Origin of the sequence: Treponema sp. OMZ 790, from assembly GCF_024181285.1 — a bacterium.
In the GTDB taxonomy this organism is placed as follows: domain Bacteria; phylum Spirochaetota; class Spirochaetia; order Treponematales; family Treponemataceae; genus Treponema_B.
Genome location: NZ_CP051201.1, coordinates 2,124,496 through 2,137,047, shown reverse-complemented (window position 1 = coordinate 2,137,047; position 12,552 = coordinate 2,124,496). Strand labels below are relative to the sequence as shown.

The 12,552-nt window shown below is 41.4% G+C and carries 9 protein-coding genes and 2 pseudogenes; 2 read left to right on the top strand and 9 right to left on the bottom strand.

The window, feature by feature from the left end:
- Window positions 1–31 precede the first annotated feature (31 nt).
- Window positions 32–1,237 (top strand): peptidase T, encoded by a 1,206-nt coding sequence (gene pepT / locus E4O01_RS10240; RefSeq protein WP_253692094.1) that lies wholly within the window; start codon window positions 32–34, stop codon window positions 1,235–1,237.
- 89 nt (window positions 1,238–1,326) lie between these two features.
- Here the strand turns inward: pepT and E4O01_RS10235 are convergent, their stop codons facing one another.
- The 5 genes from E4O01_RS10235 to E4O01_RS10215 all read right to left on the bottom strand — a co-directional run bounded on the left by E4O01_RS10235 (window position 1,327) and on the right by E4O01_RS10215 (window position 5,858).
- Window positions 1,327–2,151: a PhnE/PtxC family ABC transporter permease gene (locus E4O01_RS10235; RefSeq protein ID WP_253692093.1), complete on the bottom strand. Its 825-nt coding sequence runs from the start codon at window positions 2,149–2,151 to the stop codon at window positions 1,327–1,329.
- Entirely contained in the window at window positions 2,148–3,017 is an 870-nt protein-coding gene (locus E4O01_RS10230) for an ABC transporter permease subunit (RefSeq protein WP_253692092.1), read from the bottom strand. The genes E4O01_RS10235 and E4O01_RS10230 overlap by 4 nt, the downstream gene beginning before the upstream one ends.
- Window positions 3,014–3,829: a phosphonate ABC transporter ATP-binding protein gene (gene phnC / locus E4O01_RS10225; RefSeq protein WP_253692091.1), complete on the bottom strand. Its 816-nt coding sequence runs from the start codon at window positions 3,827–3,829 to the stop codon at window positions 3,014–3,016. The genes E4O01_RS10230 and phnC overlap by 4 nt, the downstream gene beginning before the upstream one ends.
- Before the next feature lie 77 nt (window positions 3,830–3,906).
- Window positions 3,907–4,923, bottom strand: a complete 1,017-nt coding sequence (argF, locus tag E4O01_RS10220) for an ornithine carbamoyltransferase (protein WP_253686958.1) — start codon at window positions 4,921–4,923, stop codon at window positions 3,907–3,909.
- A gap of 152 nt (window positions 4,924–5,075) precedes the next feature.
- Window positions 5,076–5,858, bottom strand: coding sequence for a hypothetical protein (locus tag E4O01_RS10215; protein ID WP_253692090.1), 783 nt, complete (start codon window positions 5,856–5,858; stop codon window positions 5,076–5,078).
- 917 nt (window positions 5,859–6,775) lie between these two features.
- Between E4O01_RS10215 and E4O01_RS10210 the strand changes: the two genes are divergently transcribed.
- The gene (locus tag E4O01_RS10210) at window positions 6,776–8,737 is read left to right on the top strand and encodes a leucine-rich repeat protein (RefSeq protein WP_253692089.1); all 1,962 of its coding nucleotides are present in this window, start codon (window positions 6,776–6,778) and stop codon (window positions 8,735–8,737) included.
- Between the two features lie 186 nt (window positions 8,738–8,923).
- On the opposite strand, the pseudogene E4O01_RS10205 reads toward E4O01_RS10210, so the two are convergent.
- The 4 genes and pseudogenes from E4O01_RS10205 to E4O01_RS10185 form a co-directional block, all read right to left on the bottom strand.
- A pseudogene (locus E4O01_RS10205) lies at window positions 8,924–9,160 on the bottom strand (hypothetical protein); the annotation flags it as partial.
- Window positions 9,160–10,217: pseudogene (locus E4O01_RS14885) on the bottom strand (hypothetical protein). The pseudogenes E4O01_RS14885 and E4O01_RS10205, both read right to left, overlap by 1 nt.
- Before the next feature lie 63 nt (window positions 10,218–10,280).
- Window positions 10,281–11,126 carry a YitT family protein gene (locus E4O01_RS10190; RefSeq protein ID WP_253692087.1) on the bottom strand — a complete coding sequence of 282 codons (846 nt, stop codon included), beginning with the start codon at window positions 11,124–11,126 and terminating at the stop codon, window positions 10,281–10,283.
- Between the two features lie 76 nt (window positions 11,127–11,202).
- Window positions 11,203–12,549 carry an MATE family efflux transporter gene (locus tag E4O01_RS10185; RefSeq protein ID WP_253692086.1) on the bottom strand — a complete coding sequence of 449 codons (1,347 nt, stop codon included), beginning with the start codon at window positions 12,547–12,549 and terminating at the stop codon, window positions 11,203–11,205.
- Window positions 12,550–12,552: the final 3 nt, after the last annotated feature.

The following is a 12,552-nucleotide window of genomic DNA, read 5'->3' as shown; positions in this document are numbered from 1 at the left end:
CGTAAACTACAACATTTTTATAGGAGACATTATGGATTATCTTAAAAGATTTCAAAAATACATTTCGATGGACACTAAGTCCAATGAAGAAAATGAATGTTGTCCCAGTACTCCCGGGCAGCTTGAACTTGGAAAATATCTTGTAAAAGAATTGACCGAGATGGGCTTAAAGGCTGAGCAGGATGAGCACGGTTATGTTTATTCGGCGATTCCTGCAAACACCGATAAAAAGGTTCCCGCAATCGGTTTTATAGCCCACATGGACACGGCTCCCGATTTGGACGGCAAGTGCGTAAATCCGAAAGTTTTTGTGTACAAGGGCGGGGATATTAAACTGAACGATGAGTACACCATGACCGTCAAAGATTTTCCCTTCTTAAAAGAGCTTGAAGGTCAGGAGATTATTACAACCGACGGAACAACCCTCTTGGGTGCAGACGATAAGGCCGGTATTACAATCATCATGGGCGCTATAGAATATCTTTTGGCTCATCCCGAAATTAAACACGGCGAAATAAAAATCGGTTTTACTCCCGATGAAGAAATCGGAAGAGGAGCCGATCTTTTTGATGTAAAAAAATTCGGAGCGGACTTTGCCTATACTGTAGACGGCGGCCCCTTGGGTGAACTCGAATACGAAAACTTTAATGCTGCAAGCGTTAAGATAGAAATTCAAGGAAAGAATGTGCACCCGGGTTCTGCAAAGAATATGATGGTTAATTCTCTTTCTGCGGCAAGAGAATTGGAGAACATGCTTCCCGAAGAACAAAAGCCGGAATACACCGAAGGCTATGAAGGCTTTATTCATTTAACTTCTATTGAAGGGAGCGTTGATTTTACAAAGATGTCTTACATTATCCGCGATCACTTTATGGAAAGCTTCCTTCACAAAAAAGAACTTATGAAGGCTGCTGTAGATTTTTTAAATAAAAAATACGGCAACATAATCAAGATGGAAATAAAAGATTCCTATTACAATATGAAAGAAAGAATCGAGCCGCACATGGAAATAATTGAGCTTGCAAAAAAATCTATGACTGATGTCGGTATTGAACCCCATATAGTTCCGGTCAGGGGAGGGACTGACGGAGCCCGCCTTTCTTTTATGGGGCTTCCTTGTCCTAACCTTTTTGCAGGCGGTTATAATTTTCACGGCCGCTTCGAGCTCATTCCCACAAAATCAATCGAAAAGGGAATTGAGCTTGTTGTAAAAATTGTCGAAAATAACGCCAAGTAGTTCTTTTGCTTAAAAGTTTTAACGGAATGTTTAGCGTGGCAGGAGAAAAAAACTCTTTTGATTTTTCCTGCCCCGTTAAACTCAAAGGCCTAATGTCTAATCCTGTTTCTTATCCTTGTCGAAGATATTTCCAAAATAATAGCCGTTCCGAAAATAAGATAGGATATAAAGCCGACTTCACTCATATTAAAGTTTAAAGAGCCTGCCATAAAAAGCTCGTAACCTATTCCGCCGGCCCCTGCAGCAGCTCCTACAGCAACCGCATTTCCGAAGTTAATTTCAAATCTAAAGAAGCTCCACGAGATTAAATTGTTTATCGAAGTCGGGAGAACTGCCTGACTTATAATTTCGATGTAGCTTGCCCCGCAGGCTTTTAAGGCCTCAATCGTTTTTTTGTCTATGCCGTCAAAGCTTTCCGAAAAGCCTTTTACAAGGTAGGCTGTGCTGTGAAAGCTCATACCGAGGACGGCGGCTTCCGCTCCGATGTTTGCGGTTACCGAAAATATTAAAACCCAAATAATTGTCGGCACTGAGCGGATAAGGGACATTGCCGTTCTTATGATTTTTACAAGACACTTGTTTGAAAGATTTTCCGATGCAGCGATTCCTAAAAAGAAAGCAAGCACCACTCCGAACACGGTAGTTAAAAGGGCAAGGCTTAAACTTACCAAAAGAGAAAAAAATATTTCCGCATAAGAATATTTTTGCGAGAGCTTTGGGAAAAAAAATAAATCCTTTGAGTATTCCGTAAATTGTAAAAAAGCTTTTTGAATTCCGTAGTCGGGCTTTTCCATTTGAAATAAACTTATAATTGTAAGGCCGGATAAAAAAACAAGAACAAATAAAATTAATACTCTTTGCTTTGAGAATCTTCTTATTTTTATTTTTTTAATTTTGTTTGCTTGCTCAATCATAAAAGAATCCGCCTTATTTTATTTGAAAGAATATCGATAAGTAAAACTATGATTACAAGGTATAAAATAATAAGGCCTGCGCTGTTATACCTGAAACTTTTAAAATAAAGATTGAATAAAAAACCGATTCCCGTTCCGGTTAAAATTCCTATGAGGGCCGAGTCCCTCACATTTGTTTCGATCGTATATAAGAGCCACGAAACAAGGCCGGGTGCTATGCTTGGGAATACGGCATTAAAGAGAGCCGGAAAATACGGAACGCCCGCAGCCCGTAAAGCCGTAAAAGATTCTTCGCTCGTTTCTTCTATCATCTCTTTAAAAGCCCTTACCAGATGACCCAAGGTAATTATAAAGAGGGCTAAAAAACCGGTAAAATTATTTTGTTTAAACGAAAACAATAAAAGCATTGCCCATGCTACCAGCGGAATGTTTCTTAAAAACGAAGCTATAAGGGTAAGGATTATTTTAAAGGGCTTATTTATTCCTGTGGTTTGAGAGCCGAGGAGGGCTAAGATAAGGGCAAAAAAAGCCGCTGCGGTAGTTGCCGAGGCCGCTATTACACAGGTTTCGCCTAAAGTTTTTATTATAATCGGAATATGTTTTAAACTTTCATTGTCGGGTATAAAGTTTTTTATAAGCCAGGCTATTGCAAAGGGAAATTTAAAAACTGCTTTAAGGTCTTTAAAGCCCGTTATATTTGCCGCAAAGTAATAAATTAAAATAAGGCTTAAAAGAATTAAAATTGCTTTTAGTTTTTTTCTTGCAAAAAAGATTTGCTTTTTTTCCCAAGAGTATGAGGCCGTTTTTTTATGATAATACCCTCTATGCCTTTTTTCCTCTGCGTGAATTTTTAAATCGAACTTCATAAAGTTTTTTCTCCGCTGCATTTAGAAGAATTTGTAACATAAGAATTCTCAATAGAAGAATCTGTAATAGAGGACTGTGTAAAAATTTCCTTATGGAGGATTTCATCATTTAAAGAATCAGGCCTTCCGTCAAAAACTATTTTTCCGTTATTGAGTGCGATGATTCTGTCGGCATATTTTTTTGCTGCTTCCATTTGGTGTAAACTTATAAGGCAGGCAATGTTTTTGTTTACTGCGAATTCTTTGATATAATTTAAAACCGTTTCTGCCGACTGCGGGTCAAGGGAGGCTATGGGCTCATCGCATAATAAAAGGCTGGGGCTTTGCATTAAGGCTCTTGCAATGCCTATTCTTTGTTTTTGACCTCCGCTTAATTCGCTGCATCTTTGAAAGGCAAAGTCTTCCATGCCCACAGTTTTTAAAAGGGCAAAGGCTCTTTCCTTTTCTTCTTCGGTATAAAGGCCTAGGGCTCCGCGGTAAGAAGGAATTGAGCCGAGGCAGCCGTGCAAAACATTTTCGACGGCATTAAGACGCTCGACCAGATTATAATTTTGAAAAATCATTCCTATCTTTGAGCGGTATTGTCTTAATTTTTTCCCTTTAAGCCTGTTTATTTTTTCTCCTAAAAAAATAACTTCTCCTTCATCCGGCTCGACCAAGCGGTTTATACATCTAAGCATTGTAGATTTTCCGGCTCCCGATAGGCCTATTATTGCAAGGATTTCCCCTTCTTCTATTTTAAAAGAAATGCTTTGTAAGGCCCTTCGTCCCGAAGGATAAGTTTTTGAAATATTTTTAAGTTCAAGAATCACAAGGCTGACCTCCAAAAAATTAAAGACTCTTCCTAAAGTTTTTAGAAAGAGTCTCAGGTTAGCAAATATAAAAAATATTAGCACATTGTGGCATACATAACAGCCTTGATTGTATGCATGCGGTTTTCGGCTTCGTCAAAAACAACTGATTTATGAGATTCGAAAACCTCGTTTGTTACTTCCATTTCGGGAAGACCGAATTTTTTGTGAATCTCCTGACCCTTTGTTGTCTTTAGGTCGTGGAAAGAGGGGAGGCAGTGTAAGAAGATTGCATCCTTGTCTGCATTGTCCATAGCGGCCTTGTTTACCTGATAGGGCTTTAAAAGCTTAATGCGCTCTTCCCATACGCTGTCGGGTTCACCCATAGATACCCAAATGTCGGTATAAAGAACATGGGCACCCTTTGTTCCCTCATTTACGTTTTCGGTGAGGGTTACGCTTCCGCCTGTTTCGGCAGCGATTTTCTTTGCTTCGGCTACCAAGTCTTCAGTGGGGAAGAGGTGTTTGGGCGAACATGCCGTAAAGTGCATTCCCATCTTTACGCAGGCTATCATGAGGGAGTTGGCTACATTGTTTCTGGCATCTCCCATGTATGTGAATTTAAGCCCCTTCAAATATCCGAAATTTTCTTCGATTGTAAGAAGGTCTGCAAGCATTTGAGTGGGATGGAAGAGGTCGGTTAATCCGTTCCATACGGGAACGCCTGAATATTCTGCCAAGGTTTCTACAAGCTCCTGGCTGAAACCTCTGTACTCGATACCGTCATACATTCTTCCCAAAACGCGGGCTGTGTCTTCGATAGATTCTTTGTGTCCCATCTGTGAAGAATTGGGATCAAGGTAGGTAACGCCCATCCCTAAGTCATAACCTGCAACTTCAAAAGAGCAGCGTGTTCTTGTAGAGGTCTTTTCAAAAAGAAGAACAATGTTTTTTCCTTCAAGATATCTGTGAGGAATTCCTGCCCTTTTCATGTCTTTAAAATTTTTTGAGAGGTTGAGTAAATAGCGGATTTCGTCTGTAGTAAAATCCAACAGTTTTAGAAAGCTTCTTCCGCGCAAGTTCTTTGCGCTCTTTCCGCGAATTTCTTTAAGCATAGTTTTAACTCCTTAATACGTTATTGGTGAATTAGAACCAATATATCAGCTTTTACAAAAATAATCCAGTACCTTTATAAGAAAAAAAAACAGGGACATCCGGAATATTCGGCATTGTCCCTGTTATTGTTAAGCAAGATTAATCAATCGGCTTATTTTTCGATGATTAAGATTTTCTTTACCTTGTGAGGGCCTTTCATCATCATTTTGTCGGACTTCATATCATCCTTCTTCATCATGTCAGACTTCATTTCGTCTTTTTTCATGTTGTCTTTCATCATTTTGTCGGATTTCATATCGTCCTTCATCATCATATCGGACTTCATGTCATCTTTCATCATCATGCCGTCTTTCCAAACGAGTACTTTGGCTCCTTTTTTAAGAGCGGATGCATTGATCTTTTCCTTGGCGGCATACATTTCGATCATGGCGTTTTTTTCAAACATCCACATTGAACCGTCTTTAGCAGTGATTGTCATTCCGTCTTTTACAGAAGAAATACCGGCAACTTCAATTAAAACAGGAACTGATGTCATGTCTTTTGCGTTGACAAGGATTACTTTGGCTGCCGTTTTGGGCGGCATGCTTGCAGCATATGCTGAAGAAACCCATGCATGGATTTTAACGCCTTTTTTGATGTCCGATTTTTTTGTCGAAGCTCCCGAAACAGCATCGATTGCCGGTGTTGTTTCTTGGATTGTCAAAATAACATCGCTTTCCTTGCCCATTGCATTGCTTTTAATCAAAAGCTGTGAGCCCATGGCATCGCCTGACATAACTGTTCCGGACTCAAGGACATAGTCAGCCATCATCATGTTATCATCCATCATATCATTGTGCATCATTCCGTCTTTCATATTTTTGCCCGATGCACATCCTGCGGCAAAAATTACAGCCATTAAAATGGCAACAAAAAAAATAAATTTGTTTCTCATATCTAACCTCAACAAATATAACTGCAAAATAAAAAAAAAGGTTACAAATATATTAATTTTATTCGATAAAAAATTAAAAAAACTTTCCCAAAAAGTTGTTATTTGCAAAAACTTGCACTATAATGTAATTATGAAAACAAAGTATCAATGTAATGTAAAAGATAAAAGTTCTCAAAAAACCGTCAAACTACTTGACAAAGCCGATCCGGCCCCCATAATTTCTCGACACTCGACACTCGACACTCGACACTCGACACTCGACACTCGACACTCGACACTCGACACTCGACACTCGACACTCGACACTCGACACTCTTTTAAATAAACCGCACACACAGCACAATCTTCTCAAAGCTCAAGCACCCAAGGCGGATTTTCTCTGCCCTGCTAATCATAAATTGATAACGGAATCAAATGACAAAGGACAAAGTATAAACACCTATTGTCAACTGATAAATTGGATATTGAAGTCCACAGTGCAGATAGCACATGACAGCTTCAATTTAAAAATACACCCAACAATTTAAACGGGTTTCCAAAGGGCAGAGCCCTTTGGCAGTGCGGTGCATAAAAACTCACGTCCTGTGAGTTTTTATGCTTCAAGTTTGCCTTGAGGCAAACTTGTTTATATGGAACTGTTCCGGCATCCGTGCCGGGAGGCATAAAATCGCACATCCGTGTGCGATTTTATGCTTCGAGTTTTAGGCGGTGTGTACACCGTCTAAAACGTCGGGGATATAAAGCTTTCCCGAACATCCTGTTCGGGACTGCGAATGAGGGGAGAGAGGAACTGCGGACAGGATGTCCGCCCGCGTAAGTTCGGCGAGTTTTTTGCTTGCAAAAAACTCGAGCTTAAAAGCATACAGGACGTATGCTTTTAAGCAAGTGCTCTCTCCCCCTAATAGAGGAGGTTTGATATGAAAAACTCAAACACAAACAAAAGCCAAAAGCGCTTTACAAGTTGGGCGGCAGTACTTGCACTTGCCGCATCGTTAGTGATTATGGGGCTTTTAACCGCCTGCCCCAACGCCGCAGGAGGCGGCGGAACAAGTTCCGGCGGGAACACGGGAGGCGGTTCGTCTGACGGCGGAAGCGGCTCCGTCTATGTACAGGTAGCCTATAGCGAGCTTGAAACCTACCTTGCAAACACCGCGTCTGCCGATAAGGTAAACTACATCGAGGTAACGGGCGTATCTAAAGACGACCTTGCGTACAAAGTCGTAGGCACCAATACTGAAGCGGGAGAACTGAGCAAAAAGATACTGGCTGCCGTTCCTAAAAAGGTTGCCCTTAAACTGCCCGGCGAAGTTGCAGATCTTGACGATATGAGCTGGTGCTTTTACGGCTGTACCAATCTTGTGTCGCTTGCAAACATACCCGAGGGCGTTACGAATATGGCAGGCTGTTTTAAGGACTGCACAAGTTTAACTCAAGGCCCGGTTATCCCCACAAGCGTTAAGGATATGCAAAGCTGTTTTTACGGCTGCACAAGTTTAACCAAAGCTCCCGCCATTCCCGGAAAAGTTACGAATATGACATACTGTTTTAGAAACTGCACAAGTTTAACGCAAGCTCCCGACATTCCTTCAAGTGTTATAGGTATGAAAAACTGTTTTTACGGCTGTACCGCTTTAAAAGGGGTAAAGCTTCTCTGTAATTATAACGGTACGGGGAACAGGTTTAAGGGAGTCTTTAAAAACTGCACCGCTTTGGAAGAAGGCGGGGTAAAAGTACCCGCCGCATTCTACAATAACTACACCGCCGACGAAGCCCTTGATGTAATGGCAGTTCCCGGCGGCACTCCTGCGGAACAAGCGGCGAAGTTTGCAACCATAGGAGGAGAACTCCCTATCGAATACGTAAAGGTAGCCTACGCCGAGCTTGACGCCTACCTTACAAACACCGCCTTTGCCGATAAGGTAAACTTCATCGAGGTTACGGGCGTATCTAAAGAAGACCTTGCGGGCAAAGTCGTAGGCACCAATACTGAAGCGGGAGAACTGGGCAAAAAGATACAGGCTCACCCTGCCAAAAAAGTTGCCCTTAAACTGCCCGGCGAAGTTGAAGGTCTTAAAAGTATGTCAGCGAGCTTTTCCGGCTGTACCAATCTTGTGTCGCTTGCTAATATCCCTTCAAGCGTTGAGAATATGCTCTACTGTTTTGACAACTGCACAAGTTTAACGCAAGCTCCCGTTATTCCTGAAAGCGTTACGGATATGAGATACTGTTTTGCCGGCTGCACACGTTTAACTGAAGCTCCCGCCATTCCTGCAAAAGTTACGAATATGGCAGGCTGTTTTGCCGGCTGCACACGTTTAACTCAAGCTCCCGTTATTCCTGCAAAAGTTACGAATATGGCATATTGTTTTTACGGCTGCACAAGTTTAACTAAAGCTCCCGCCATTCCTGCAAGCGTTACGAATATGGGAAACTGTTTTGACGGCTGCACAAGTTTAACTAAAGCTCCCGACATTCCTGCAAAAGTTACGAATATGTATTACTGTTTTTCCGGCTGTACAAGTTTAACTGAAGCTCCCGTTATTCTTGCAAGCGCTACGTATATGGCATACTGTTTTAACGGCTGCACAAGTTTAACTGAAGCTCCCGACATTCCTTCCGGCGTTACCAGTATGCGCTACTGCTTTGCAGGCTGCACCGCTCTTAAAAGGGTAAAACTTCACTGCAATTATAATCCGGCAGATATCGGCAGTGAAAAAGCCTTTAAAGGGCTTTTTAAAAACTGCACCGCTTTGGAAGCAGGCGGCATAAAGGTAAAAAATGCCCAACTTGCCGCTTACACCGCCCCGGCAGCTCTTGATGATATGGCGGTTCCCGGCGATGACGAGGCGGCTAAAAAAGCAAAGTTCAGCACGTTTTAGGTTTTAAAAACGGGACATCCTGTCCCGTTTTTATGCCGATATAAAGCTTTTCCGTACATGGCATACAATCGGACATCGTGTCCGATTGTATGCAACGAGTTTGTCTTGGGCAAACGGTTTGCTCAAGGGAAACTCGCGGTATCTACGGCTGTTCCGGCATCCGTGCCGGGACTGCGAATGAGGGGGCTAAAGCTTTTCGATTTCTTCGACAGAAAGGCCGGTTCCTTCAGCTATTTTTTCAATATCAATACCAAGCCGTTTAAATGCTGTTGCCGTTTCAAATGCTTTTTGATAAGAGCCTTGTTCCATGCCTTGTTGTATACCTTGTTCGATACCTTGCTGTATACCAATCATCAGGCTTTCTTGTCTTTGTACGGCTATGTCCGTATCATAGTCATATTCTGCAACTAACATGTTGATTCTTATAAGGCTTTTACTTCTTCAATACTTAAACCGGTAGCTTGAGCAATATTTTCGATAGGAAAATTCATTGCAAGCAAATTTTTTGCCGTTTCAAATGCTTTTTGGTAAGAGCCTTGTTCCATGCCTCGCGCCATGCCTTGTTGCATACCTTGTTCAATACCTCTTTCGATGCCTTCGGAGAAAGCTATTCTACGGGCTTCTTCTCTTTGTACGGCTATGTCCGTATCATAGTCATATTCTGCTACCAACATATTTATTACCTCCCGTGATTTTCTCATTAAATAGTCTTTTAAGATGCCTTTATCTATGCATATCTTTACTGCATTGGTAAAGCCGTTTTCCCTGTCTTGTTGTGTTTGTTTTCTTACCTCTTCTACAAAAAGGCTGTATTCTTCAAGCGGTTTACACGCCGCCAGGATTTTGTTTGCCTTATCGGTATTGATGTTTAAAACCTGTACCGTCAACTCCAAAGGTATGGGTTCGGGTTTTGTTATAAAAGCATCGGAGAGTTTTAGCATTGTAGTTTCAGGATAGTCATCTGTGCCGTTTATAGAAAACATAAAACTCCGGTTTTTTCGAAAATATACGGGCATCTTCTGCGTTACTTAGCAAAAAATAGTCCTCAGCGTATACCCGATACGCTTGCGGGTATTTTTTGCACGTGCCTTGAATCTGCTCCGCCTATTTTCAAAAAGGCTGATTCAAAAACCGCCATGGATGGCGGCGGTTTTAGCTTACGATGTTTTGAGTTATACTCAAAACTCGAAGTCAAAGAATGTACATGGAAGTACATTCTTTGACCGGGCATATTCTCGTTTATTGTCGATTGGTGTTCAGCCAACACAATGATTTTACCGTCTACAAGGCAGGATACATCATTGATTATGTTCATGTACATTACGTTATCAAGCCTTATATTTTCTACAGGACAGGACAGCGGTAGATTCGTACCATGCAAGGCGTTATAAAGCGATAAAAAGTTTTCTTTTGCCTTTTCATCTTCGCTGAAAAGGTCGACAAAGACAGAGTCTTTATAGCTGCGTTTGTGCTTAGTCATTTCCTGTGCCTCCTTGTATATAATTATATCACAAAAATGCCGTTTAGCAAACCGCAGCTTTTCTTATTCGCCTATTCTTCTCCAATGCCAGCCGAATACGGAGTGGGCGTTTGTTACGACCATAAAGGCCTTAGGATCGTTTTGGGCAAGATAGCTTTTTAGTTTTACAAAGTCGCGGCGGCTCATGACGGTTTGGATAACCGAGCGTTCGGCCTTTGTGTAGGCTCCGGTTGCTTTGTAGACATTTGCCGAGCGGCCGAGCTCTACCATAAAGCGGCAAAGATCATCGGGTTTGTCGGTATTTATTACACAGTATTTACTCATGTTAAGACCGTCGATTGTGGAGTCGATTACGAGGCCGTTTATGATTACGCCCACTAAAGAGAACAAGGCTATTTCCGTTCCGTAAGCAAAACCTGCAAAAACGGTGATAGTGAAGTCTGTAAGTAAACATCCCTTTCCCAAGTCAAGGCCGAAATATTTTTGAAAGATCATTGCAAAAATATCGCTTCCTCCGGTTGAAGCATATTGGTTTAAAACTATACCTACGCCGCCGCCGTAAAGACTAACGGCTATGATTAACTGTAAAAATTTATCGTTTACAATGGGAGTCTGAAGCGGAACAAAAATTTCCAAAAGCCATACGGCCCCTGAAAGCCCGAGGCTTGCACAAACCGTTTTAAGACCGAATTTGTTTCCGATGATTAAAAAGCCCAAGGCAAACAAAAAAATGTTTACCACGACAAGCAGTGCCCCTGTAGAAAGCGGCAGGTATTTTGACAATACCAAGGCCATACCGGTTGCTCCGCCCAAAGACAGTTTTGAAGGCAGCAAAAAGAAATGAATTCCTGATGCTATCATCAAAACTCCGCAAACAATGTAAAAAAAACTTAATAATTTTTCTTTCATTTTTTTTCCTTTAAAATAAAAATTAATCTATAGTTATTATTTAAAATTGAAAAATCCGCCAAGTCAAATCATCCGCTTATTTTTTTGCATCAAGAATCTTGGCTGCCTTTTTTTTCCATTTTCCCGAACAATAGTAAATGAAGGTTAAAAGACAGCCTGCAGCCGAACCGATAGAAACGGCCAACCAAATTCCGTCCGAGCCTAAGTATCTTGAAAGCAGGGCTGCTGCCGGTACCCTAAACACCCACATAGCCATCAGGGTCGAAATCATCGGGAAAACCGTTTCTCCCGCTCCGCGTACAACTCCATTCAAGGTAAAGGTTATCGTATTAAAAAAATATGCAGGGGCGACTATTATCAGGTATCGGGCTCCCAATGCGATTACTTCGGGATTGTTTACAAAAAGATGCATAACGCTTTTGCCGAAAATAACTATTGCAGTAGTAGCCGTAACCGTAATTCCGAGACCTAAGAGTAATGAAGCATGTAAGCCCCTTTTTACCCTGTCCAATTTTCCGGCTCCTATGTTTTGCCCCGTAAATGATGAAAGGGCAACTCCTATGTTTAAGGCAGGCATAACGATAAAGCCGTCAAGTTTTCCTGCGGCCGAATAGGCTGCTGCCGTCTGTGTGCCGAAGGTGTTTACAATCGAAAGGAGGGCCATAAAGCCGCCTCCGACCAAGGCTTGCTGAATCCCTGAGGGGAAGCCCATTTTGACGGACTGTACACAGATAAGCTTATCGAACCTTAACTTAAAAAAGTTGAGTCTAAAAGCCTCATATTTTTTTCTCGAATACAGGATGAGCCAAAGGCATGAAACAAATTGGGCTATCACTGTTGCTATTGCAGCTCCTGCAATTCCCCATTTAAATGCTATGACAAATAAACAGTCAAGGCCTATGTTTATTATTGTGGAAATGATTAGTGCATAAAGAGGCGTCATCGAGTCGCCGAAACCTCTCAGCATTGAATTGAAGGCATTGTATATAAACAAAAAAATCATTCCGCTAAAGATGAGCCTTAGATAAATAAGGGCTTCTTCAAAGACATCCGAGGGAGTGTTCATCATCTTTAAAATATAGGGCGCAAAAAAGATTCCTATGACCGTAACTATAAGACCTGCCCAAAACAAGATCAATATACTTGTTTGAATTACCCTGTCTATTTCTTCATGTTTTTTTGCTCCTACAAATTGAGCTATTAAAATATTGCAGGCCATGGTAAAGCCTATGACAAGGGATATAAAAATAAACCATACCGGGAAGGATATTCCTACGGCGGCAAGGGCATGGTCTCCTATGTTTTTTCCTACTACAATGCTGTCAACCACATTATATAATTGCTGAAAGATATTGCCTAAAAGCATCGGTAAGGAAAAAAGCGTTATTTGCTTTAGCTCATTTCCTTGAGTTAAATTTTTCATAGT

What these genes read in the sequence shown, in the direction of transcription:
- pepT (WP_253692094.1), top strand. Translation starts at nt 32, where the DNA reads ATGGATTATCTTAAAAGATTTCAAAAATACATTTCGATGGACACTAAG.
- E4O01_RS10235 (WP_253692093.1), bottom strand. Translation starts at nt 2,151, where the DNA reads ATGATTGAGCAAGCAAACAAAATTAAAAAAATAAAAATAAGAAGATTC.
- E4O01_RS10230 (WP_253692092.1), bottom strand. Translation starts at nt 3,017, where the DNA reads ATGAAGTTCGATTTAAAAATTCACGCAGAGGAAAAAAGGCATAGAGGG.
- argF (WP_253686958.1), bottom strand. Translation starts at nt 4,923, where the DNA reads ATGCTTAAAGAAATTCGCGGAAAGAGCGCAAAGAACTTGCGCGGAAGA.
- E4O01_RS10215 (WP_253692090.1), bottom strand. Translation starts at nt 5,858, where the DNA reads ATGAGAAACAAATTTATTTTTTTTGTTGCCATTTTAATGGCTGTAATT.
- E4O01_RS10210 (WP_253692089.1), top strand. Translation starts at nt 6,776, where the DNA reads ATGAAAAACTCAAACACAAACAAAAGCCAAAAGCGCTTTACAAGTTGG.
- E4O01_RS10190 (WP_253692087.1), bottom strand. Translation starts at nt 11,126, where the DNA reads ATGAAAGAAAAATTATTAAGTTTTTTTTACATTGTTTGCGGAGTTTTG.
- E4O01_RS10185 (WP_253692086.1), bottom strand. Translation starts at nt 12,549, where the DNA reads ATGAAAAATTTAACTCAAGGAAATGAGCTAAAGCAAATAACGCTTTTT.